Raw genomic sequence first — 22909 nt, forward strand, 5'->3', positions numbered from 1 at the left:
TAATTCCAACCATGAAATATCATTGAGAATTCATGCGGCTGAGATTATTAATACAGCCACAGATATAAACAGAAGGCTGAAAACATTGAGTCAATTATTATTGGAAGAGAACAATCCAAAATTGCATGAAGTGGCGTTGCGTCAAGCTCAGTCAATATTTCAACAATCTGCTGAAACTGAAGAATCTCTCTATCAACCTCTGGAAGAGTTTTTGCTTAATTCCAACCATGAAATATCATTGAGAATTCATGCGGCTGAGATTATTAATACAGCCACAGATATAAACAGAAAGCTGAAAACATTAAGTCAATTATTATTGGAAGAGAAAGAGTTACGGAATGCGACAGTAAGGCTATTGACTCCATACAAGGAGGAGTTAGCTAGAGTAGAGCCTGATGCTGATAAGGTATTAGAGGTGCTGATTGTTGATCAGTTAAATAAACCTCAACTAAAAGATTTAACAATTTCACAACTAAAAAATTATGTTTCATCAACAAGTGGTTATCACAAGGAAATTTCAGAGATATTTACAAGTGCCATAACAGCATCCAAATCATTAGGGAAACGATACGGGAGAACCAGTTCCATATTGAAAGAAGTTCTACAAAATAAGCAGGATGGGCATCTGTCAGCTATTAAAAGTTGGATGCAACTATTAAGAAATCAAATTTCGGATACATTAGCCTTGCAAGAGACAGTTAAATCCTCTCAATCCATCCTTGATAAAACTTTTTATGCAATCGCTAATATAGATACTAAGCTCTCTCAAAAAATCAGAAGTTTAGCTAATTGGGAAGCGATAGAGAGTAATTATGATCTAAGTTATAACCAATATCAAAAATTATTAGTTGACTTGAAATTACTAAAAACTAATCTCGTTTCTGAACTAAATAGCAAGTCCCATCAACTACTTAGTGAAAGTAAAGAAATGGGGGGTGACACATCCTGGGCATTAATTTGGTGGGGTTTAGGGATAATTGCTGTGGGATGTTTTATAAATTTTCAAAATTTTCAAAGTCAAGGTTCTCGTTCTAATAGCTATACGACAACAGCATGGTACGCTAGTGGTTTTCCTAAGAATAGCTGTGGTAGTTCTTCAAGTCCTAATAATTGTTGGTATCCTGTTTTTATTAAATACAGTGATAACAACTGGAATACGGTTATATCAAATTATTGCGGTGATATTGGACAGGCACAAAGTCCAGAAACAGCTAGGAAACTGGGTCAAATACAAGTAGCTTCATTTGGTGATTCTAACGAGGCTCAAGGGTTTGCTAACTATATGCAAGGTTGGGTTGGACAACAAAAGTGTTATTAAATTAGATTTTTAGAATAATCAGGAGGAATTTTTATCTATGGAATGGTTTTATCTTTTAGGTACTGTTTTAGCCAGCATTGGTATTGGTAGATTCATCATTGCCTTTCAACTCAAGAAAAAAGCAGAAACAATTAAACGTATTTCTGACAACTTATCTAATAACTGGAGGAAATAAATGTTTGATCGAAATTTTCCTATATGTTATCAACTTTACCCTCAAAGGAGTCATCAGGAAAACAGCCAAACTGAACACCGTAAAAACCTCCTACAAACCCAACAACAGCTAATAAGCTCAATTAGCCGCCTTGGTATTAACCTAACAATTTCCCTTCGATACCTCTATGACCCCAATCAATCCCCTAAACTCAAAACCTACCTCCTTATCAATCACCCCCACAACACCCAAACCGAAGAACATTCTGAACAAATTCTGAGCCTCCTTACCAAAGGCAAATTAAGCCAATTCTTCACCCTCACCCCTCAACCTAACCTAACCATTTTCCAACACTTAGACTGGGTGCAAATGATTGGCGAAATTATCAAATATGAAGAATTTATCGCACCCCAAAATTACTACCTCCCTCACCTTTTCGATGCCAATCAAACCAATGATATGTCAGCCGTCTGCGATGTCATCCACCGCTTAGACAGCAAACTCATTTTAGAAATCACCCTGCAAACCTATCACAACCCCAATCAAAAATCATTGTGGGTAAATGCCATCAACCAAATGCTGGCTCAATTAGAGAAAGTCAACGCCAATACTAGCGGAATTAAAGACAACATTCTCTCAGTAACTTCGGCACTTTACCAAAAATATCAACAGTCATATCCTAACAGCGACCTATTCCAATATAGCATCAAAGCCTTAGCAGAAAATCGGGCCGATGCTTTTCCCATCCTCAACGCTCTCATTGATGAGGCAATCAAAGAAACACCTCACGGGAAACGATGCCGAATCATCCAAATTAGTAAAGATAAACCCGGATTTTATGAAAGTTTGGTAGCCACAAAAAACGTAGATATTTCCAGTAATATTGAATGGGAAGGCTGGCATAAAAACGATAGTCAACTGTTAATAAAGAATGCAATTCAGCCACAAAAAAAAGGATTAGGAAAATTCAGCGGTGATTCTGGGAGTCTTCCCGATAAACCATTATTTAATCATCAAAATCAACCCCCCTTGATAGGTGGTATCAACTCAGAGCAAAATCAAAATTTACCGCAATTATATGATACTGTTTCAGATGGTTCGGCTTTAGCGAAATTTTCATCAACTCCCGCACCTTCTCGGATGGTGGATTTAAAACCTTTACATCGACTGGTGACGGCTCAAGAAATTAGCGGGTTTTTCCGCATTGGTATTCCCAAAGAAATCTCTAAAGAAATCCCTATTGAAAGTATGACAGAAAAATCATTGCCTGTTGCAAATGCAGAAGACTTATTCAATTATTACAAAAGTCTTCTGGAACAGAATTACGATACTTACCGAGATAGCTATATCGTAGGCATTAATGACGCGGGAAATCCCGTAATATCAAGCTGGGCAGAAACACCTCATCGCTTAGTTGCTGGCGTACCAGGTGCAGGGAAAACTAACTTTCTGAATTGGGTAATTTTCCAGTTTCTATATGCCAATCCCACCGGAAAAATTTATATCGCCGATTTTGCTGGAGTTGATTTTAATTTTTTGGCGAAGCACTTCAAGGATAACGTTAAAATTATCACAACCGTAGAAGAATGTCAAAAATTAGTTGAAATAATTCATACTGACGAGTATCAAAGACGCATCAATTTACTGACACAAGCGGAAGTTCAAAATATTCAACAGTTAAGAGAAGAAGGGGTTGAGATTCAGCGCACGCTTTGGATTATTGATGAAGCAGCAGACATAGCACTTGCGCCCAGTAAATTAAAAGAAACGATTCAGACGAGATTAATTGAGTATGCGCGTAAGGGGCGGAAATGTGGTCTTCATGTTATTTACTGCACTCAAAAACCATCAACTGCCATAATAACACCACAGGTGCTTGACTCCTGCGAAGAGAAAGTAGTTTTCCGAGTAAGTTTAGCGGCAAGTGAAGCTATTATAGAAAGTAGCCAAGCTGCTAAAATTTCAAAAGAATCTCGTGGCAGGGCGGTTTTAATGCTAGTTGGAGGTGATGACAATAATTATGTAAATACTCCCTATATTCAAGTTCCTGTGGGCAAGAAAGTATTAGTAGAAGATACGCTATGGCGTTATCTAGTTACTAAATTGTAAAATGTTTTTATCTATGATTGAGGTATCTAAATGGGTGTCAAATCTGAAATTGAAGAATTCCAATCCATGATTAACAGAATAGTTGAGTCTCTGGAAGAAGTTAGTAGCTCATCAGCAGCTATTCCTGAGACGGCAATGGATGAATTAAGCAACAAAATCTCAAGTTTATCGGAGGGCTGTGAAGAGGTATCTAGCGAACTTAGAACAGCGATAGAAATGCTTGAAGGAATTAAATCCCGTTGGGGTTAAGGAGTAAAATATGGGGACACTCAGAGACGAAATCGAACAATGGCGGAGTAAAGTCGCCCAACTACTAGAAGCGATGGAAGAAGTTAATGTTTATGCTGATAGACTCTCTGAGTGTTATATTTCTGAGTTAGATTGGCAGTGTTCCATACTGCTAGAAATGTGTGAGGAAAGCTTAAGTCAAGTTGAAAGTTTAAGAGAGCAATTGGAAGAGATACAAAATAGGTGGGGTTTTGGTACTGTTAGAAGGTTGCCAGTAAAAACTATAACAGGCTGGGATAAATGGCAACGCGGTTTACAAGACAAGCTTCCTCGCAAGGAAAATTATAATCAAGAGCTAAAAACTCTCTTAAACACTTGGAAAGGAGATAACTGGGGATTTTTTGTAGAGCAACAATTATCTTTTGAACAGTGGCATTTGGAAGGGAAAATGTGGACGAAAGAAGATATTGATAGTCCCTACTTGCCAAGTGTTATCACTCGACCAAAAGATCCAAGAAAAGAGGTAGAAAAAGAGTGCGATCGACAAATGTTAAAAGTTACCAATGTAGAAGGCTCTAAAGTCGAGTATGATGCTGTCAGAAAAAAAGATCACCTTGATTCATCTTTAGCTAAAGAAGTTGCCGAGTTTAAGCTACGCGAAACATCTACAAGAATCAATCAAGCTAAGATTCAATCTGAAGATTTAGCGCGTGAATCAGCTAAACAGGGAAAACCCAGCCGAATTGCCTATTATTTTTACGAAAAGCCGTCAGACAAGGAAATCAATAAACTTTTGGAGATATATAAAATGGCTTCTGAAAAACATTCTGGCGCTAGGGTAGAGGTTCAATTTTTATTTGCCGAAGATGGAGATAGGAGATAGAGTCATGTTTGACTATAAAATTGTAGAAAATAAACTCCATCAAGTCATTAATATCGTAAAACCACAACTATCAGAGACTCAAATAGAATTTATGGTTTCAGATATTCATGCGGGTGAGTGGAATTTAGCTTTAGAGACTTTGTGTGATATCCTCATTGAAGAAGAAATTCCCATAGATTTAAAGAGTTATGAACTCTTGCAAGAAGTGGGCAATATCTTGAACATGGAACGACAAACTTGGGAGATGCTAAAAGTTCAAGTAAGTCCTTTGTAGCTTTAATAATTAGATTTCATATATAGCAATCCTAAATCAGTTGTACAAATAGCTGGAAATCCAAATAATCGTAGGGGCGAGGCGCGCCTCGCCCCTACACCGAATTTATGTCCATTTTTTAGGGTTAATAATTTTGATCATTATTTTGTACAATTCATTTAGACTTGCTATAATCAAGCTAAATGTTCTGAATTTGCCATATTTTTTATCCTATTTATTCGGGATTAAAACTACCTCCATAAGCTCGTCCCGATACATTTTCAATCGCCTCTAAAGCTGCTTTTGAACCCACCATAATATCCCGTTCTTCTCCTCCTAAATATAACCGTCCAAAACTACCAACAGCCGTCACTTGCAGAATATTAATTAAAGAGGCTTTTTCCGCTTCATTAGCCGCTAAAGCTGCATAAGCTGCGGGTTGAACTTCCAAAATATACAAACTTTGGCCCCCTAAAATTAACTGACCTCGACGGTTACGATTAATTAATTGGGCTTGGTGGGGGTCAAGATTCCGAATAATTTGACTGGACACAATTTGAGGTTTGAGGCGATCGCTTTCCCTTAACCCTAAAAAATCCAAAATAGCCCGTCCGGCGGTAATGGTATCCCCTTGACGGCTCGAATGAATTTCCAAAAGGCCATAAAGCCGCTCAATAAACAACACCCCAGGACGCACAGAAGTAGCTTTCAAAGCAATATCCGTAATCCGGTTAATTTCAATCCCAGGGGAAACTTCAATCCACAAAGAAGAATCCCCAGGTAAAGGCAAAAAACCCAGAGACACCGTACCAATATAGGCCGCGTGCTGCCGTTGAAGATTATCTAAATAGACGTAACTGCGTAATTCTATACCCATTATCAGTAATTAGGGAACAGGGAACAGGGAACACCGGAACAGGGAATGGGCAATAGGGAATGGGCAACAGTCAACCGTAAACTGTTAAGAAACTATGAGTATTGTGGCATTATTTGGGGCGATCGCAACGGGATTACTTTATAGCTAAATGGGTTTAGGAGTCTATCTCAAAAAAATGTCCCGATGATTCTATAGTCAGTCATTGAATTAAGTCAAAGGTTGAAGTAATGCTACAATCACTCTAACAGTGCGAGACGTTCCTGCCAAAGTATAAGAATAAACCCCGAAACGTAAGCAGGGAGACAGGTGTAGACAATTGGTAAATGGGTACTAAACCCAATATAAAACCAATCAAGCCTATCTTAACTTTGAAAATGTGACCTCAAAGGAAGGTCAATCTCGGAGTCAACGGTACGGATTACCGTACCTGAGAGATATAGGCAATACCCACAGAGCCAGACTGATTATCAAAACTCTGAAGCTGGGTATAACGGGAAAGCGGTCATAAGTCAATGCCTAAGCATTTTCCTAGCCAATTGCCCATGATTAACGAAAGTAAATACCCGGCTTGAACCGTCGTGATGATTAAGTAGTGAAATTGACTTGATACACTGCGTTCAAAAGAACAAGGGGAAAAGATAGAAGTTTTTTATATACTTCTATAAGAGGTAAGGGTTTTTGTTAGAACACTTACTAAGACTCCCAAAAGTACCCCGGCGGACAGGGTGAATCTAATGGCAATAATCCCATTTTCAAGGAACGTTAAAACCCCTCATATACTCCTACAGAGGTCGAATACTGTCAGGTAGCCACAAATCTAAGGCGGATGTTGTGAGGGCGAGAGATGGAGTCAGAAGCTAATGCCTAAATGTAATGTTTAGGATATGCCCATAGATTTCGGTTTGGTTGTTAGGTAAGGTTGTTATTAGCAGTATAAACGGTGAAAACGAGTATAACCAAGACTACGGAAGCATGGAATACAATCAACTGGGCGAAAGTTCAACGAGTAGTATTCAAGCTGCAAAAGCGAATTTACCAGGCATCATTATCGGGACAAAATGCTAAAGCTCGAAAACTCCAAAAACTTCTAGTTAAGTCATATTACGCCCAACTCCTATCAGTTAGAAGGGTAACTCAAGATAATCAAGGCAAGAGAACAGCCGGGGTAGATGATGTTAAATCCATCACACCCAAACAACGATTAGAACTTGTCCAAAACTTGAATAAATACCAAAAGGCGAAACCACTCCGAAGGAAATGGATACCCAAATCGAACGGAGAAAAACGTCCTCTAGGAATCCCAACTATACAAGATAGAGTAAAGCAAGCCTTGGTTAAATCTGCATTAGAACCACAATGGGAAGCCAGATTCGAGGGTGAAAGCTACGGGTTCAGACCTGGACGTTCAGCCCACGACGCAATGTCAAGAATCTTCCAAAGCATTAACAAGAAAGATTACTTCATCCTTGATGCTGACATCTCCAAATGTTTTGACCAAATTAACCATGATTACCTACTGTCCAAAATGGATTGTCCATCAACAATAAAAGCCCAAATCAGACAATGGTTAAAAACCGGAATTATGGACAACGGCACATTTGAAGCAACAGAGGCAGGCACACCACAAGGAGGTGTCATCAGTCCCTTACTTGCTAACATCGCACTGGATGGTATGATTGAGCTAATTAAACATAAATTCCCTAAAAAGAGAAACTCAGTCCAAGCTCAAGTCATCAGATATGCCGATGATTTCGTTGTAATAAGTCCACAACTAGAAATTATTCAACAGTGTCAAGTTGCCATCGAAGAATGGTTAAAACCCATCGGGTTAGAACTGAAACCAGCCAAAACCCGTATATGCCACACACTAAGAGAAATCGAAGTAAACGGCGAAAAGGTAAAACCGGGATTCGACTTTCTAGGTTGGAACTTCCGACAATATCCCGTTGGTAAACACCACTCAGGGAAAACAGGAAGTAGCAACTCAAAAATATTAGGGTTCAAAACCATAATTAAACCTAGTAAAAAGGCAATTAAAGCTCACGCGGATAAGGTAAAGGAAGTGATTAAGACCCACAAAACAGCACCCCAATACGCATTAATCAAACGCCTAAATCCGGTCATAAGAGGATGGTGTAATTACCATTCCAAAGTTGTTTCCAAAGAAACATTTTCCTCATCAGACCATATTACATGGCAAAGATTAAGAGCATGGACAGTTAGCAGATGTGGTAAAGCAGGTTACAAGAAACTTGGTAAATACTACAAAAGAAACGGTAATAGAGCATGGAGCTTTGAAACCAAAGATGGTTACAAACTACTTACCCATGCAGAAACACCTATTACCCGCCATGTGACTGTAAGACCTGAAGCATCACCCTATGACGGAAACTGGACGTATTGGAGTACAAGAAAAGGCACATCCTTCGATGTACCCAACAAAGTAGCGTTTCTGCTTAAAAAACAGAAAGGAAAGTGTACCTTCTGTGGGCAATATTTCACCCCAGAAGACATTGCAGAAATCGACCATATCATCCCTACATCGAAAGGTGGAAAGAATGACTATAAAAACCTGCAATTGTTACACCGCCATTGTCACGATACTAAAACGGCAACAGATGGGTCTTATGACTCAAAAGAAACCGGATGCTCTGAAGAAAACAGTCAACTAGATTAGGAGCCGTGTGCAGTGAAAGTCGCAAGCACGGTTTTGTATGGGAGTTGGGGGCTGTAAAGCCTCCTTCGACCCCTACTGGTCAGGGTAACAAACCTGTCTAAACACCCCAATAACCGAACAAAACGCTATACTTTCACCCATCACATCCCCTTGTGTTTAGACCGGGACGCTCAATTTCATGAATTCAGAAGAAACTCAAATCCGAGATCAAAACCCACCCCTAAGCGGGGCTAAATCTTCATCAACGCCACCCTTTAATCCCTCCGTTGGAGAAACCGGAGGAAACTCGATTAATATGAACCCTTTACCCATTGCTGACCCTTGGGAGTCCAACGAACTCCAAAATTCTGAACCTGGATCAAATACCCCAACCTCACCGAGCTTGTCCGAACGTCTGATGTCCGAACCCATAGAAGAAGTCACCACCCAGTTAGAGCAACGGGTGAAACGATTACAGATTCAGGAACAGGAACTACAAAAAAGAATTGCCGGGTTACAGGAGACCAACGAACGCATCACCACCGAACAACTGGTATTAACCCAGTCCATGGGAAAATTGATCTCCTCCGCCTTAGATCAATTAGAACAACGCAAACAAACCTTACAAATCGAAATCGAAAAACTCGAACGCCGCCGCGATCGCATCCAAAAAGAAATGCGCACCTCCTTCGCGGGAGTCTCCCAAGAACTCGCCATCCGAGTCCAGGGATTTAAGGATTATTTAGTCGGGAGTTTACAGGATTTAGTCGCCACCACCGAACAATTGGAACTGATACCGGAAAACACCCCCGAGCCCCCAATTCCCGCCCAACCCCGAGAAGTGACGAAGGTGGTTATCCCCGTAGAAAATCCTCAAAACACCGCCGCGCCACAATTTTCAGAACAGGGCTTCACCGAACAAACCCAGAAAATTCGCCAACTTCTCGATCAATATCGCAGCGCCCCCGACTATTATGGCCCGCCTTGGCAACTGCGTCGCACCTTTGAACCGATTCACGCCAAACGGGTTTCCAATTGGTTTTTTAACCAAGGAGGACGGGGCGCCTTACGCACCATGGGCAGTCGTTTACAGAATATATTAGTGGCTTCTGCGACGATTTCTATATTGAGAAATATCTATGGAAACCGCCTACGAACCCTGGTTTTAGCCAATAGTCCCGAACGGTTGGGAGAATGGCGCCGCGGTCTCCAAGATTGTTTAGGAATTGACCGTCGAGATTTTGGCCCAGAACAGGGAATTGTTTTATTTGAAGAAGCGGAAGTTCTCTCTCAAAAAGCCGATCGTTTGGTGAAAGAGGGGCGCTTACCCTTCATTATTATTGATGATATGGAAGATAGAATCAGTCTATCTTTACTGCAATTTCCCCTGTGGTTGGCTCTGGCCCCCGACCCCCAAACCCAACAAGCACCTACGGAACGATTTTAACAACTTCAGCACTTTTTAACGGTCTTTTCAACATGATTGAATGGTTATTAATTAATACCGGATTATTAGTAACGGCCTATTTCTTAGGTTCCATCCCCACGGGATACGCCATCGGACGTTGGTTCTATGGCGTTGATATGCTGGCTGAGGGTTCCGGTTCCACCGGAGCTACAAATATCCTGAGAACCTTGGGAAAATTCCCAGCCTTACTGGTTTTATTGATTGATATTTTAAAGGGAACCTTAGCGGTTCTTCTGGTTTTTTGGACTTATTCCCTCTCTTTTACCTCCGAACTGGCTACAAATGCCGGAATCCAATCTCCTGATCTGTTGCAATATTGGATAGCGATTCTAGCCGGATTAATTGTGATTATTGGTCATACAAAATCCATTTGGATCGGGTGGAAAGGAGGAAAATCCGTGGCGTCTAGTCTAGGAATTTTATTTGCCTTAGATTGGAAATTAGCCTTAGCCACCCTAGGAATTTTTGCCCTGGTTTTAGCAATTTCTCGGATTGTTTCCTTGAGTTCAATTTTCGGGGCGATCGGAATTGCCATTTTAATGATTATAACTGGGGAACCTCTGGCCTATCAAATTTTTGCGATCGCCGGGGGAATTTACGTCATCTGGCGACACCGCAGTAATATTGATCGGATTTTCAAAGGAACAGAACCCAAACTAGGCGAGAAATTAACTACCCAAATCCAATAATAATTCGTTAAAATCAAGGCAATCACCCTTTAAAAACCGCTAATTAATGGGATTAGGTGCGAATCGTTGATTTTGATATCAGGGACAATCACTATGGCATCTCTATCTCGTCGTCTATTGGGATTTAAGAAAAAAGCACCTAAACTATCCCTGCGGGTGGTTTTTGTGGTTCCTTTTTTAATCCAAATTTTTGCATCCGTCGGACTAACGGGATGGTTGTCTTTTAGAAATGGTTCGATCGCCGTTAATGATTTAGCAACTCAATTAAGAATTGAATTAAGCAACCGCATCCAACAGGAACTTAATACCTATTTAGAAACCCCCCATATCATCAATCAAATTAATGTTGATACCCTGAGAATGGGATTAATTAGTGTAGATAATGTTCCCCAGATGGAAAAGTATCTGTGGAGTCAGTTAAAACAATTTAAAACCGCTAGTTATATTGGGATTGGATTACAAAATAGTTATTATGTTGGAGCTAATCGCAATGATGATGGCACGATAGAATTTGATATTGTTGATAAAAGCACTGCCGGAAAGTTTCATAAATGGTTAACTAATAATCAAGGCGATCGCCAGGAATTATTAAGTGTTAGAGATAATTACGATCCTAGAGTTCGTCCTTGGTATGAAGCGGGAGTGAAAGCGGGAAAACCCGTTTGGAGTGAAATTTATGCTTATTTTGGTTCTAAAGTTTTAGTGATTTCCGCCAACCAACCTATTTATAATCGCAATAAAAAACTATTAGGCGTAGCCAGTACCGATTTAACCTTAGAACGCATTAGTCAATTTCTAAACCGTTTAAAAATTGGCAAAACCGGACAAACCTTTGTCCTGGAAAGAAATGGATATTTAGTCGCCACCTCAACCCTAGAAGAAACCTTTATTGTTCATAAAAAAGAAAAGGAAACCGAACGGATTAAAGGGATTAAAAGTAGTGATGTTTTAACTCAAGCCACCTCCCGTTATTTACTCAACTATTTTGGGAATTTGGATCAGATTAAAACCTCAACTCAACTGACCTTTGAGATTAATGGAAAACAACAATATTTACAAGTCACTCCCCTATCTGATCGACGGGGAATTAATTGGTTAATTATCGTTGTTGTACCGGAATCGGATTTCATGGCAGAAATTCATGCTAATACTCGGACGACTATTTTATTATGTATTGTGGCGTTATTAGTAGCTACTTTATGCGGCATTTTTACCGCCCGTTGGATTAGTACCCCAATTTTACGGCTGAGTGAAGCCAGTCAAGCGATCGCCAGTGGAGAATTAGAACAAACAATTCCCGTTGAACCGATTAAAGAATTGGGGATTTTAGCTCATTCTTTTAATACTATGACCCAACAGTTAAAAGCCTCTTTTAATGAATTGGAAAAAACCAATGCCGAATTAGAGCAGCGAGTCGAAGAACGCACCGCCGATTTAAGATTAGAAAAAGAAAGATCGGAACAATTATTATTAAATATTTTACCCGAAGTCATCGCCAACCAACTCAAACATAATACAAAAGCCATCGCTTCTGCGATTGAAGAAGTCACCATTTTATTCGCCGATGTGGTGGGATTTACTCCCCTATCTTCCCAAATTCCGCCGATAGAATTAGTCAGTGTTCTGAATGAAATGTTTTCGATTTTTGATCATTTAGCTGAAAAAAATGGCTTAGAAAAAATTAAAACTATTGGTGATGCTTATATGGTAGTTGGAGGTTTGCCTTTACCCAAAGCCAATCATGCCGAAGCGATCGCCGATATGGCATTAGGAATGCAAGCCGCCATGGCGGAATTTAAAGTCCCTTTAGAAAGATTTAATATCGACTCTCAATTTCAAATTAGAATTGGGATTAATACCGGATCTGTAGTAGCTGGAGTCATTGGAATTAAAAAGTTTATTTATGATTTATGGGGGGATGCAGTTAATATTGCTTCCCGAATGGAATCTTCCGGTGACCCCGGACGAATTCAAGTTACAGAAGCCACTTATCACAGAATTAAAGATCAATATAACTTTGAAAAACGGGGCATAATTTCTATTAAAGGGAAAGGAGAAATGACCACCTATTGGTTGATTGGTAAAAAATAAATTTACCCTTTGTAATCAGAAGGTTTAAGAGAAAGTTAAACTAGGATTAATCAAGCGGAACACAACTAAAACTAAATTATTAAATTTATCTTAAAAATCTGGGTTAAGTTGCCGATCAAGAATTACGATCCGTGGTCAGGAAATGATCGCTTTAAGTTGACACTCCAGCCCCAAAGTTAGGATAAAAACATGAGAACATGGAACGATTACTTGAAAATTGGCATCCCCTTACTCGACTGTCAACATGAACAGTTATTAGATCAAATGGATCAGTTATTAGCTGCCATTGACAATCACAAAGGCGATCAAGAACTTCGAGCGATTATGGGATTTCTAAAAATGTATACGAATAATCACTTTAATTATGAAGAATCCTGCATGAATAGCCATAAATGTCCCGTTGCTTGCGATAACAAGAAAGCCCATACTAATTTTTTAACAACCTTGCAAGATATTAATAGTAAAATCGACCAAAAGCAACCTTTAAATTTAATTCGGACTCAAGTTAAGCAGGAGTTAGTAGATTGGTTTGTCAACCATATTAAAAATATTGATACTCAGCTTAAATCCCATATTCCTACAAAATAAAATGATTCAGCAAGTCGAGAATTTGATCAACAGTTATTATTCGTGCAACGAGCTTTTATTTATCTTCCCTACGGCATCTATGTTTGATTATGCGATCGCCCACCTTAACATTATTCAACAATTCGGACGCTTTCCCCATCGCAACGCTATTTTAAGTCGTCCCAGCACCGCCGCAGAACTAGCATTCCTCACCCAACCCGGTTCCTCATTTTAAGGAGTGTTGACCGTTGACTGTTAACTGTTAGCGAGGGAGGACACTTCCCCTGCCGCTTCATCTTCTCTCCCTGCTCCCCCTACCTCGTCCGGTGCTACCATGACATTTATAGTAAATGCAGGCATTTAACAAATATGCACCTAAGTGAAATTACTCATCCTAATCAACTCCATGGGTTGTCGATCCATCAACTCGAACAAATTGCCCGCCAGATCCGCGAGAAACACCTAGAAACCGTTGCCGCCACCGGAGGGCATTTAGGGCCAGGTTTAGGGGTTGTGGAACTGACATTAGGTTTATATCAAACCCTGGACTTAGATCGAGATAAAGTGATTTGGGATGTGGGACATCAAGCCTATCCCCATAAATTAATCACCGGACGTTATCAAAATTTCCATACTTTAAGGCAAAAAGACGGCGTTGCAGGCTATTTAAAACGCGGCGAAAACAAATTTGATCATTTTGGAGCCGGACACGCTTCTACCAGTATTTCTGCGGGCTTAGGAATGGCGATCGCCCGAGATATGAAAGGGGAACACTTCAAAGTTGTTGCCATTATTGGGGATGGTGCTTTAACCGGAGGCATGGCCTTAGAAGCTATTAACCACGCCGGACATTTACCTAATACTAATTTAATGGTAGTTCTTAATGATAACGAGATGTCAATTTCTCCTAATGTGGGGGCAATTTCTCGTTATTTGAATAAAATGCGCCTCAGTGATCCGGTTCAATTTCTGACGGATAATTTAGAAGAACAATTTAAACATTTACCCTTTGTGGGAGAAGCTTTTACCCCGGAAATGGAACGGATGAAAGAAGGCATGAAACGCCTTGCTGTTCCTAAAGTTGGAGCGGTGTTTGAAGAATTAGGTTTTACTTATGTTGGGCCCGTAGATGGTCATGATTTACCAGAATTAATTAAGACCTTTCAGCAAGCCCATAAAATACCAGGGCCAGTGTTAGTTCACGTCGCCACGGTGAAGGGAAAAGGCTATGCGATCGCCGAAAAAGATCAAGTTGGTTATCATGCTCAAAACCCCTTTAATTTAGCTACAGGAAAAGCTGTTCCGGCGAGTAAACCCAAACCCCCCAGTTATTCTAAAGTTTTTGGGGAAACCCTAGTCAAATTAGGTGAAAATGACCCTCGAATTGTGGGAATTACCGCAGCCATGGCAACGGGAACTGGGTTAGATATTCTCCAGAAAAAACTGCCGAAACAATATATTGACGTAGGTATTGCTGAACAACACGCTGTAACTATGGCTGCTGGGTTAGCCACCGAAGGAATGCGTCCGGTTGTAGCGATTTATTCCACCTTTCTACAACGGGCTTATGATCAAATTATTCATGATGTTTGTATTCAAGAACTCCCTGTTTTCTTCTGTTTAGATCGGGCGGGAATTGTTGGGGTAGACGGCCCCACTCATCAGGGAATGTATGATATTTCCTATCTGCGATGTTTGCCCAATTTAGTGATTATGGCACCTAAAGATGAAGCCGAATTACAACGAATGTTAGTCACCGGAATTGAGCATACAGAGGGCCCAATTGCCATGCGTTATCCTCGCGGATCAGGGTTAGGTGTTCCTTTAATGGAAGAAGGTTGGGAACCTTTACCTATCGGCAAAGGAGAGATTTTAAGGCATGGGGATGATCTGCTATTAATGGGTTATGGCAGTATGGTGAATATGTCGATGCAAGTGGCAGAAATTCTCAGTGAACATGGCATTGAAGCAACTGTCATTAATCCCCGTTTTGTTAAACCTTTGGATGTGGAATTAATTGCACCTTTAGCCAAACAAATTGGTAAAGTTGTGACGATCGAAGAAGGTTGTTTAATGGGTGGTTTTGGTTCCGCCGTAGCCGAAGCATTATTAGACAATGATGTGGTAGTTCCGGTAAAGCGTTTTGGGGTTCCCGATATTTTAGTCGATCATGCCGAACCTAATGAATCTTTTGCTGATTTAGGGTTAACAAGTTCTCAGATTTCCGAACAAATTCGGGAAGCCTTTTTTATCCAGAAAAAACAACCTTCTAAAGTTAGTTGATTTGATCAAAAATCACTAATTTTGAGATAAAAACTCAGTTTTCTAGTAAAAATTGAATTGCGAAAATCACTATTTTTACTGGAAACTGGGTTTCAAATATAGCAGTTATACAAAAATCAATCTCAATTTAATCACAAAGATACAAAGAGTTGGTAAACACGCTCTATATATAGGAAAAAATCATGACACAAGCTAACTTTTTACAACCGCTTGCCGTCAATATTTCACCCGCATTAATACTATCAATCACCCATGAAGATTTCCTTCAGTTAGCTCAAATAAATCGAGACTTACAATTAGAACGAACAGCTCAAGGGGAGTTGATTGTGATGCCACCGACAGGAAGCGAAACCGGAAATCGAAATCTTGATATCGCAGGACAACTTTGGCTATGGAACCGCCAAAATCAATTGGGAATAGCTTTTGATTCTTCAACCGGTTTTCATCTTCCCAATGGTGCTGATCGCTCTCCTGATGTCTCTTGGATACGTCAAGAAAGATGGGATTTACTAACACAGGAGGAACGGGAAATATTCGCCCCGATTTGCCCAGATTTTGTATTAGAATTACGTTCAAAAAATGACTCAATAGAGAAATTACAAGCTAAAATGATAGAATATATAGAAAATGGGGCTAGTTTGGGTTGGTTAATTGATCGCAAAAATAAAACCGTAGAAATTTATCGACAAAATCAGGATGTAGAATTACTAAATCATCCATTAAGCTTATCAGGAGAAGATATTTTACCAGGGTTTATGTTAGATTTAACTGAAGTTTGGAAGTAACAAAAATAGTGAGTTAGGAAAGCTGAAATGGTTGTTACCTTGCAATTAAACCAAATCGATATTCAACCCGGACAATGGTTAACCTTGCGTCAGGTGAGTTGGAAGGAATTTGAAGCTATTTTAGAGGAAATCGGAGAACATCGCGCTTCACGGATTGCTTATTATCAAGGGGTGTTAGAAATTCGGATGCCATTACCAGAACATGAAACCAAAAAAGAACTCATTAGCGATTTTGTGAAAATTTTATTAGATGAATTAGAGTTAGATTCACAAACTTTTGGATCAACAACTTTTAAACGCCCTGAAACGGTTGTTGGTTTAGAACCAGATGATTGTTTTTATATTCAAAATTCCCGTCTGATGATCGGAAAGCAAAGAGTTAATTTATCTGTTGATCCCCCTCCTGATTTAGCCATTGAAGTTGATGTTACCTCAAAAACTCAACTTGATGCTTATTTAGCATTAGGCGTACCGGAACTGTGGATTTATACAGAAGGAAAACTACAAATTTTTGTTCTACAACAAGGAGAATATTTGTTAACAGAAACTAGCCAAATCTTTGGGAATTTGCCAGTTATAGACAGAATTTTACAGTTTTTACAGGAAAGTGAAATAATAGGTGCTAGTTCAGCAAGACGAGGATTTCGGCAGTGGGTGCGATCGCAATTTAATTCCTAATTTGTTCATTTTTTGATTAGGACTAATAGGGCAAAGAGTGATGCGAAAACCTAGACGGTGAAGTCTTTTCCTCCGGTGTTCCCTGTTCCCTGCTATAAAGCACAAATAACTCAACCCATGCAAATTTTTATTGGGGTGGGAACCTCCGCAACGGTTTATCCTGCTGCAAAATTATTGCGTTTTTTTAATTATTTCACACCCGAAAAATATTTTATTGATCCCCATCCCAATTATGAATTTTTACAAGGATACACCGTTTTATAAGGAACTGCAACTGAAAAACTGCCAGATTTAGTGGAAACCTTAATTTCTAATTCGGTCGAAACCTAGGATTCTTCTGAAACTTTAGCCCGTTTTTTACGAAAAATTCCCGTCATATTAATTCCTGTAATTAACATAGCAATTAATCCTAAACCAATTAAAGCAACGTAAATCGTTTTTCCAACTGAGCCAAAATAAGATCCTTGATGAATTGTGAGTAAAAATTCAGCCGATTCATCTGACACACCCAACCAATTTGTACCGATTGCATATAAAATTCCTGTTGATGCACTTAAAAACAAAGGTAAGAACAAAATGGGTGCTAATATTTGATGCACTTTTTTAGCATTTAACGGAGAATCTTTAGTGGGATTTTTACGTTTTTTTTGCGTTAACCGAACCATTGTTAATCCCGTGACAAGCATGGCAATTAACCCTAAACCTACCAATAATACATAAATAGGAACTAGGGGCTCTCCTAAAAATTCTCCTTGATGAATCATCAGCAAAATATCTGCTTTTTCTTCTGATAATCTCATCCAACTCCTTCCCAGACGATAAGCCATTCCTGTGAAAGCAGTTAAAAATAAAGGAATAAATATAATCGGTGCAATTTTACGATGCAGTTTCCAAAGCTGGTGAGATTTAAAAAACTGTAGATTTGCCATTATTATTAGCCTCAATAATTATAAGTTTGTAGAAATGTAAATTTTTTACGTCTCTACAGTTAGGGACAGGAGCAAGGGAATGCCTCTTAATATAACTCCAGAAAGACAATTATCCTAACCCTGAATTCAAGAATAAACCTAAAAAGTGACAAACTGGTGACAAATCCAGATATAGCAAGTCTAAATGAATTGTACAAAATAATGATCAAAATTATTAACCCTAAAAAATGGACATAAATTCGGTGTAGGGGCGAGGCGCGCCTCGCCCCTACGATTATTTGGATTTCCAGCTATTTGTACAACTGATTTAGGATTGCTATACTACCCATTAAATTGTATGATTTTAATTTGGTATTAGGTGTTAGCCAGGGTGGGAAAACGCACAGAAAAACAGCTACCCTTTCCCAACTGACTGGTAACCATGATTTCTCCTTGATGATTTTGGGCTAAAGTTTGAGCGATCGCTAACCCTAACCCCGATCCTCCTTTTCTGCAATTTCGAGCTTGATCAGCACGCCACAACCGATCAAAAATCAGGGGTAATTGTTCAGGAGAAATCCCTATTCCAGTGTCTTCTATGCGCACCCAAACCCATTTTTCTTGCTGCTCTAAACAGACCGTTACTTTCCCCCCAGTATCAGTATAATAAATCGCATTTTCTATTAAATTTAAAAATAATCGCCAAAGTTGATTTCCTACCCCTTTTATTTTAATTTCAGTTTTCATATCTAAGATTAATTCCACTCCCTTTTTTTCAGCTTGATAAAAGAGAAATTCTACCAAATCTTCTAATAGTTCATTCAGGGGAATAATTACCCAATCTGTGGCTAGGGGAATAGAATCTTGATCCGTGCGAGCCAAAAGTAATAAATCTTCCACTAAGCTGGTCATTTGATTTACGCCACTCGCGATCGCTTTTAATTTATCAATATCGGCAGGATGAATTCTTTCTGGATGACTTTGCATAACTTCCACACAAGTTCTAATTCCAGCTAAAGGATTTCTCAATTCATGAGAAGCATCGGCGGTAAATTGTTTGAGTTTTTCAAAACTTTGTTCAATAGGTTTTAGAGATTGTTTTGTTAACCACATACCTCCAAAAGCCGTTAATCCTGATACTAATATTCCCCCTAACATCATTACTAATCTTAATTTTATTAACACCCTTTCCACGGGTTTTGTAGACTCACTGATCCGGACATAACCGATCATCTGTTTTTGCGATTCTGTTTCTCTATTAACCTGTAAAGTTAGGGTACGAATTTTTTGGTTATTGACGGTATAAGTCCAATGATAATGGGATAAATCAAGGGGTGGAAAAACTTTTCCAACTTTAGTAATTAGTTGGCGGTTATGATCAAACCATTCAATTCCTTGACTGGGTTGGTGCATATTTTGCCAAGGAATATCCAGATCATTATCATCATCTAAGTTTAGAGAATCAGGAACTTCAAAAGATTCTTTTTTTTCTTTAATTTCTTCAAAACTATGAGCAGCAGCATCTGCTAATATTAGCAGTTGACGATCTAATTGTTGATATAAACTAAACCTAAAAAATTCATAAACGGCAATCATTGATATTCCTGAAATTGCCATCATCACCCCTAGATAAGACAGCAATAACCGCCAACTTAAAGCTCGAAATTGGGGATTAATTACGTTGCGTGTTGAGCCGATATCCCAAGCCATAAACTGTTTCAATTAATGTAGAGGGTACGCCGACTGTTTTGAGTTTTTGCCTTAATCTTTTGATATGGGTTTTCACCGTATCTTCACCCGGAATATCTTCAAAACACCAGAGGTTATCTAAAATTATTTCCCGCGAAAGCAATCGTCCCGGGCTGCGTAAGAATAACTCTAATAAACCATATTCTTTAGGAGTTAAAGATAGAAATTTTCCTTCATACGTCACCTCACAACTATTTGGATCTAGGCGAAGACTTCCCCATTCTAACACCGGAGGTAAGGCGGAATTTCCTCGTCTTAACAAAGCGCGAATTCTTGCTAATAACTCCTGTAAATCAAAGGGTTTAATCACATAATCATCCGCCCCCAAATCCAATCCTAAAACTTTATCTGCACTGGTATCTTTTGCCGTTAACATCAATACAGGTGTGGTTTTTCCCTGTTGTCTTAATCGTTGACAAAACTCAATCCCAGTCAGTCGAGGTAACATCACATCCAATATAATCAGATCATAGGCAGCCGATTCTGCAAACTCCCACCCCATCTGACCATCATGAACGACATCCACCACATAATGATGATCCATTAAGGCTTCTGCTAAGGCTTTTGTAATTCTTTCCTCATCTTCAACTAATAAAATTCTCATTTTCCCCTATTTTAATTTTAGATAAAATTAAGCCAAGCTAGAGATCAAGATTTACAGCTATTATCAGTTAATTAAAGTCAACACCTTTTTAAATTCACAACTGAACCAATTACAGCGATCGCCGGAGCTTCAAAACCAGTTTCTGCTACTTTTTGAACAATGGTTTCTAAGGTGGCAATTAACTCCTCCTGCTCCGGTCGAGTTCCCCAACGAATTAAGGCGATCGGAGTATCTCGGGATTTTCCAGCTTGGGTTAACTGTTGAATAATATAGGGTAAATTATGAACCCCCATATAGATGACAATGGTTTCTGAACCAAGCGCGATCGCTTCCCAATTCACTTGTGGGCGATATTTTCCGGCGGTTTCATGACCCGTTACAAAGGTAACCGATGAACTATGATCTCGATGGGTTAACGGAATTCCCGCATAAGCAGGCGCCGCAATTCCCGAAGTAATTCCGGGGACAACTTCCACAGAAATTCCAGCTTGAATTAAGTCTTGCATTTCCTCCCCACCGCGACCAAAAATAAACGGATCTCCTCCTTTCAAGCGCACAACAACTGCATGAATTTGAGCTTTTTCAATTAATATTTGAGTTGTTTCTTCTTGTAATAATGAATGTTTACCTCGCCGTTTTCCGGCATTAATTTTTTCGGCTTCAGGATTAATTAAATCCAATATTTGATCACTAACCAAGGCATCATAAATTACTACATCTGCCAATTCTAATAAGGTTTTTCCTTTAACAGTTAACAGACCTGGATCTCCGGGCCCTGCACCAACTAAATATACTTTACCTAAACTTTTTTTAGATTGATTCATCATCACTGTACTCAAATTCTAGTTAGTCAGAAAACCCCTAGGGTTTATTATTTCCTTATTGTTGAGACTTTACTTAGAAAACTTCATGGATTCTACCAGTTCAGCATCAAGAGGACAACGGACTTGATGAAAGTTGGGAAAAGGGGGTTGAATTGGAATTGGAGCGGTCATTGAGGAGCTAGGACTTTTACAAATTCCTCCCACCAGCACAATAGAGTTATCTGTTTTAATCTTAAATAAAGCTCCAGAGTAACTAACCCGACGCCAAATAATCGGAATGGCTTCAAAGAATACCTGATCCGATTCTACCGTCATTTTAAATTTATAAGTTCCGATTCCTTTTGAAGTCCCCCGATATAAGTTTTCTAGGTTAGGTGTAAATTTACCATAGGTTTTAAATTGTTGATCTTGATTTTTAATTAAAGTTTTTAAAATTGACCTCCCTTGCGCTTGCTGACCTCTACGGATTTTATTATCAAAATGAAATAAACCTAATGTAAATAGAATTAAAAATATACCAAAATAAGATAAATATATCCATTTTTGGGGGGAACTTAAGAAATTAAATTTAGACATATTTTTAATTGTTAACTTAATATAAACAGATGGTAAATCTCAGTCAACGATCCGAAGTTTACTCTGGGGATTTTGAGTAAAAAAATTACTAACATTTACTATAATATAATTTATAGCAACTCAAGTTAAAATTTTCTCGGTGAGTATAGAAGCTCATAGCGAGTCGCTGACAGTTAAAAGCAAGATGAATATTGATCAACTTGAAATTTTACTAGCGGTAGCAGAACAAGGAAGCTTTTCAGAAGCAGCATTGAGTTTAAGTATCTCTCAATCTGCCGTCAGTCGGGCGATCGCCGCTTTAGAAGATGAACTGGGTATTCCCTTACTGCTGCGAGGACGATTTGGCGCCCGTCCCACCTTGATTGGAGAACGGGTGATGCTACACGCGAGTAAAATCCTAGAACTGCGCGAAAAAATCGATCATGAAGTCAATTTAGAAAAAGGTTTACATCGGGGAAAAATTCGGGTTGCCTCCTTTCGTAGTGCAGCAACCCATATCCTCCCCTCAAAAGTTGCCCAGTTTCGCAGTCGTTTTCCTAACATAGAAATCACCATTACCGAAACCGATCCCCTAGGAATCGAACAGAGTTTACGCACAGGCCAAGTGGATATTGGGTTACTTCCCTTACCCCGTGCGGAAGAATTTGAAACTTGGGAAATTACCAGAGATGAATATGTCGTTTTACTTCCCACTTCGGCGGGTCAAATTCCCGAAATTCTAAGCTGGGAACAACTCTCGACCTACTCTTTTATTTTATTCAATTATGCCGAATGTACTTCTGCGGTGCGGGAACATTGGTCAAAATGGGGACAATCGTTAAAAGTCGCCTATCAAATTAAAGAAGACTCAACCATTGTCAGTATGGTAGCTCAGGGATTAGGGGCTGCCATTTTACCCCGTCTAGCTGCTTTACCCATTCCTCCCCAAGTCCAAGTCAGAGCCTTACCTGTTCCCCTAGAACGAGTCATCGGTGCCGCCCTCTGGTCAAATAGCCTCCATGTCCCGGCGGTTTTTGCTTTCCTGGACGTCCTCAGAGGAACCGGGGTATTTTCTAAGTAGAGAAGCTACCGAGTCACCGAGTCAGCAGAGGCATGAGAAAAGATTGCGGAGTGCAAAGTTCGGAGTGCGAAGTGGCGGGTATAGAATGTCAATTATTTTTCCTGCCTCCCCCTGCCCCCCCTGCTCCCCCTACTTCCCCTGCCTCCTCT

The 22909-nt window shown here is 39.5% G+C and carries 23 protein-coding genes; 17 read left to right on the forward strand and 6 right to left on the reverse strand.

What is annotated here, in order from left to right:
* The 6 genes from PL11201_RS07550 to PL11201_RS07570 all read left to right on the forward strand — a co-directional run.
* Positions 1-1318 (forward strand): hypothetical protein (locus PL11201_RS07550; protein ID WP_234996634.1); only part of this gene is annotated, 1318 nt, incomplete at its 5' end.
* A gap of 37 nt (positions 1319-1355) precedes the next feature.
* Positions 1356-1493 (forward strand): hypothetical protein, encoded by a 138-nt coding sequence (locus PL11201_RS26430; RefSeq protein WP_159451520.1) that lies wholly within the window; start codon positions 1356-1358, stop codon positions 1491-1493.
* Between the two features lie 348 nt (positions 1494-1841).
* Positions 1842-3581 (forward strand): FtsK/SpoIIIE domain-containing protein, encoded by a 1740-nt coding sequence (locus PL11201_RS07555; RefSeq protein WP_159451521.1) that lies wholly within the window; start codon positions 1842-1844, stop codon positions 3579-3581.
* Positions 3582-3611: 30 nt separating this feature from the next.
* Positions 3612-3830, forward strand: a complete 219-nt coding sequence (locus PL11201_RS07560; RefSeq protein ID WP_079677994.1) for a hypothetical protein — start codon at positions 3612-3614, stop codon at positions 3828-3830.
* A 10-nt stretch (positions 3831-3840) separates the two neighbouring features.
* The gene (locus PL11201_RS07565; protein ID WP_079677995.1) at positions 3841-4692 is read left to right on the forward strand and encodes a hypothetical protein; all 852 of its coding nucleotides are present in this window, start codon (positions 3841-3843) and stop codon (positions 4690-4692) included.
* Positions 4676-4966, forward strand: coding sequence for a MafI family immunity protein (locus PL11201_RS07570; RefSeq protein WP_144017694.1), 291 nt, complete (start codon positions 4676-4678; stop codon positions 4964-4966). Before PL11201_RS07565 ends, PL11201_RS07570 begins: the two co-directional genes overlap by 17 nt.
* 214 nt (positions 4967-5180) lie before the next feature.
* Here the strand turns inward: PL11201_RS07570 and PL11201_RS07575 are convergent, their stop codons facing one another.
* Complete coding sequence (locus PL11201_RS07575; protein ID WP_079677997.1) at positions 5181-5822, reverse strand: hypothetical protein; 642 nt, start codon at positions 5820-5822, stop codon at positions 5181-5183.
* A gap of 940 nt (positions 5823-6762) precedes the next feature.
* Between PL11201_RS07575 and ltrA the strand changes: the two genes are divergently transcribed.
* The 10 genes from ltrA (at position 6763) to PL11201_RS26435 (ending at position 17303) form a co-directional block, all read left to right on the forward strand.
* Positions 6763-8499: a group II intron reverse transcriptase/maturase gene (gene ltrA / locus PL11201_RS07580; RefSeq protein ID WP_079677998.1), complete on the forward strand. Its 1737-nt coding sequence runs from the start codon at positions 6763-6765 to the stop codon at positions 8497-8499.
* A 178-nt stretch (positions 8500-8677) separates the two neighbouring features.
* Positions 8678-9925, forward strand: a complete 1248-nt coding sequence (locus PL11201_RS07585; protein ID WP_079677999.1) for a DUF3086 domain-containing protein — start codon at positions 8678-8680, stop codon at positions 9923-9925.
* Positions 9926-9957: 32 nt separating this feature from the next.
* Positions 9958-10635: a glycerol-3-phosphate 1-O-acyltransferase PlsY gene (gene plsY, locus PL11201_RS07590; RefSeq protein WP_079678000.1), complete on the forward strand. Its 678-nt coding sequence runs from the start codon at positions 9958-9960 to the stop codon at positions 10633-10635.
* Between the two features lie 93 nt (positions 10636-10728).
* The gene (locus PL11201_RS07595; RefSeq protein WP_079678001.1) at positions 10729-12726 is read left to right on the forward strand and encodes an adenylate/guanylate cyclase domain-containing protein; all 1998 of its coding nucleotides are present in this window, start codon (positions 10729-10731) and stop codon (positions 12724-12726) included.
* A 189-nt stretch (positions 12727-12915) separates the two neighbouring features.
* The gene (locus PL11201_RS07600; RefSeq protein WP_079678002.1) at positions 12916-13314 is read left to right on the forward strand and encodes a bacteriohemerythrin; all 399 of its coding nucleotides are present in this window, start codon (positions 12916-12918) and stop codon (positions 13312-13314) included.
* 1 nt (position 13315) lies between these two features.
* Entirely contained in the window at positions 13316-13528 is a 213-nt protein-coding gene (locus tag PL11201_RS07605; protein WP_079678003.1) for a DUF924 family protein, read from the forward strand.
* A gap of 134 nt (positions 13529-13662) precedes the next feature.
* The gene (gene dxs, locus PL11201_RS07610) at positions 13663-15576 is read left to right on the forward strand and encodes a 1-deoxy-D-xylulose-5-phosphate synthase (RefSeq protein ID WP_079678004.1); all 1914 of its coding nucleotides are present in this window, start codon (positions 13663-13665) and stop codon (positions 15574-15576) included.
* Between the two features lie 182 nt (positions 15577-15758).
* The gene (locus PL11201_RS07615; protein WP_079678005.1) at positions 15759-16361 is read left to right on the forward strand and encodes a Uma2 family endonuclease; all 603 of its coding nucleotides are present in this window, start codon (positions 15759-15761) and stop codon (positions 16359-16361) included.
* 27 nt (positions 16362-16388) lie between these two features.
* Positions 16389-17039, forward strand: a complete 651-nt coding sequence (locus PL11201_RS07620; RefSeq protein ID WP_079678006.1) for a Uma2 family endonuclease — start codon at positions 16389-16391, stop codon at positions 17037-17039.
* 117 nt (positions 17040-17156) lie between these two features.
* Complete coding sequence (locus tag PL11201_RS26435) at positions 17157-17303, forward strand: hypothetical protein (protein WP_159451522.1); 147 nt, start codon at positions 17157-17159, stop codon at positions 17301-17303.
* Positions 17304-17365: 62 nt separating this feature from the next.
* Here the strand turns inward: PL11201_RS26435 and PL11201_RS07630 are convergent, their stop codons facing one another.
* From PL11201_RS07630 to PL11201_RS07650, 5 genes are all read right to left on the reverse strand, one after another.
* Positions 17366-17968 carry a PepSY-associated TM helix domain-containing protein gene (locus PL11201_RS07630; protein ID WP_079678008.1) on the reverse strand — a complete coding sequence of 201 codons (603 nt, stop codon included), beginning with the start codon at positions 17966-17968 and terminating at the stop codon, positions 17366-17368.
* 354 nt (positions 17969-18322) lie between these two features.
* Positions 18323-19657 carry a sensor histidine kinase gene (locus PL11201_RS07635; protein ID WP_079678009.1) on the reverse strand — a complete coding sequence of 445 codons (1335 nt, stop codon included), beginning with the start codon at positions 19655-19657 and terminating at the stop codon, positions 18323-18325.
* Positions 19620-20300: a response regulator transcription factor gene (locus tag PL11201_RS07640; protein WP_079678010.1), complete on the reverse strand. Its 681-nt coding sequence runs from the start codon at positions 20298-20300 to the stop codon at positions 19620-19622. The genes PL11201_RS07635 and PL11201_RS07640 overlap by 38 nt, the downstream gene beginning before the upstream one ends.
* A 77-nt stretch (positions 20301-20377) precedes the next feature.
* Entirely contained in the window at positions 20378-21124 is a 747-nt protein-coding gene (cobA, locus tag PL11201_RS07645) for a uroporphyrinogen-III C-methyltransferase (RefSeq protein WP_079678011.1), read from the reverse strand.
* A gap of 69 nt (positions 21125-21193) precedes the next feature.
* Positions 21194-21700 carry a type IV pilin-like G/H family protein gene (locus PL11201_RS07650; RefSeq protein WP_079678012.1) on the reverse strand — a complete coding sequence of 169 codons (507 nt, stop codon included), beginning with the start codon at positions 21698-21700 and terminating at the stop codon, positions 21194-21196.
* Positions 21701-21884: 184 nt separating this feature from the next.
* On the opposite strand from PL11201_RS07650, the gene PL11201_RS07655 reads away from it, so the two are divergent.
* Positions 21885-22760 carry a LysR family transcriptional regulator gene (locus tag PL11201_RS07655; RefSeq protein ID WP_079678013.1) on the forward strand — a complete coding sequence of 292 codons (876 nt, stop codon included), beginning with the start codon at positions 21885-21887 and terminating at the stop codon, positions 22758-22760.
* Positions 22761-22909: the final 149 nt, after the last annotated feature.

The organism is Planktothrix sp. PCC 11201, from assembly GCF_900009135.1.
Taxonomy (GTDB): Bacteria; Cyanobacteriota; Cyanobacteriia; order Cyanobacteriales; family Microcoleaceae; genus Planktothrix.

What these genes read in the sequence shown, in the direction of transcription:
- PL11201_RS26430 (WP_159451520.1), top strand. Translation starts at nt 1,356, where the DNA reads ATGGAATGGTTTTATCTTTTAGGTACTGTTTTAGCCAGCATTGGTATT.
- PL11201_RS07555 (WP_159451521.1), top strand. Translation starts at nt 1,842, where the DNA reads ATGATTGGCGAAATTATCAAATATGAAGAATTTATCGCACCCCAAAAT.
- PL11201_RS07560 (WP_079677994.1), top strand. Translation starts at nt 3,612, where the DNA reads ATGGGTGTCAAATCTGAAATTGAAGAATTCCAATCCATGATTAACAGA.
- PL11201_RS07565 (WP_079677995.1), top strand. Translation starts at nt 3,841, where the DNA reads ATGGGGACACTCAGAGACGAAATCGAACAATGGCGGAGTAAAGTCGCC.
- PL11201_RS07570 (WP_144017694.1), top strand. Translation starts at nt 4,676, where the DNA reads ATGGAGATAGGAGATAGAGTCATGTTTGACTATAAAATTGTAGAAAAT.
- PL11201_RS07575 (WP_079677997.1), bottom strand. Translation starts at nt 5,822, where the DNA reads ATGGGTATAGAATTACGCAGTTACGTCTATTTAGATAATCTTCAACGG.
- PL11201_RS07585 (WP_079677999.1), top strand. Translation starts at nt 8,678, where the DNA reads ATGAATTCAGAAGAAACTCAAATCCGAGATCAAAACCCACCCCTAAGC.
- plsY (WP_079678000.1), top strand. Translation starts at nt 9,958, where the DNA reads ATGATTGAATGGTTATTAATTAATACCGGATTATTAGTAACGGCCTAT.
- PL11201_RS07595 (WP_079678001.1), top strand. Translation starts at nt 10,729, where the DNA reads ATGGCATCTCTATCTCGTCGTCTATTGGGATTTAAGAAAAAAGCACCT.
- PL11201_RS07600 (WP_079678002.1), top strand. Translation starts at nt 12,916, where the DNA reads ATGAGAACATGGAACGATTACTTGAAAATTGGCATCCCCTTACTCGAC.
- PL11201_RS07605 (WP_079678003.1), top strand. Translation starts at nt 13,316, where the DNA reads ATGATTCAGCAAGTCGAGAATTTGATCAACAGTTATTATTCGTGCAAC.
- dxs (WP_079678004.1), top strand. Translation starts at nt 13,663, where the DNA reads ATGCACCTAAGTGAAATTACTCATCCTAATCAACTCCATGGGTTGTCG.
- PL11201_RS07615 (WP_079678005.1), top strand. Translation starts at nt 15,759, where the DNA reads ATGACACAAGCTAACTTTTTACAACCGCTTGCCGTCAATATTTCACCC.
- PL11201_RS07620 (WP_079678006.1), top strand. Translation starts at nt 16,389, where the DNA reads ATGGTTGTTACCTTGCAATTAAACCAAATCGATATTCAACCCGGACAA.
- PL11201_RS26435 (WP_159451522.1), top strand. Translation starts at nt 17,157, where the DNA reads ATGCAAATTTTTATTGGGGTGGGAACCTCCGCAACGGTTTATCCTGCT.
- PL11201_RS07630 (WP_079678008.1), bottom strand. Translation starts at nt 17,968, where the DNA reads ATGGCAAATCTACAGTTTTTTAAATCTCACCAGCTTTGGAAACTGCAT.
- PL11201_RS07635 (WP_079678009.1), bottom strand. Translation starts at nt 19,657, where the DNA reads ATGGCTTGGGATATCGGCTCAACACGCAACGTAATTAATCCCCAATTT.
- PL11201_RS07640 (WP_079678010.1), bottom strand. Translation starts at nt 20,300, where the DNA reads ATGAGAATTTTATTAGTTGAAGATGAGGAAAGAATTACAAAAGCCTTA.
- cobA (WP_079678011.1), bottom strand. Translation starts at nt 21,124, where the DNA reads ATGAATCAATCTAAAAAAAGTTTAGGTAAAGTATATTTAGTTGGTGCA.
- PL11201_RS07650 (WP_079678012.1), bottom strand. Translation starts at nt 21,700, where the DNA reads ATGTCTAAATTTAATTTCTTAAGTTCCCCCCAAAAATGGATATATTTA.
- PL11201_RS07655 (WP_079678013.1), top strand. Translation starts at nt 21,885, where the DNA reads ATGAATATTGATCAACTTGAAATTTTACTAGCGGTAGCAGAACAAGGA.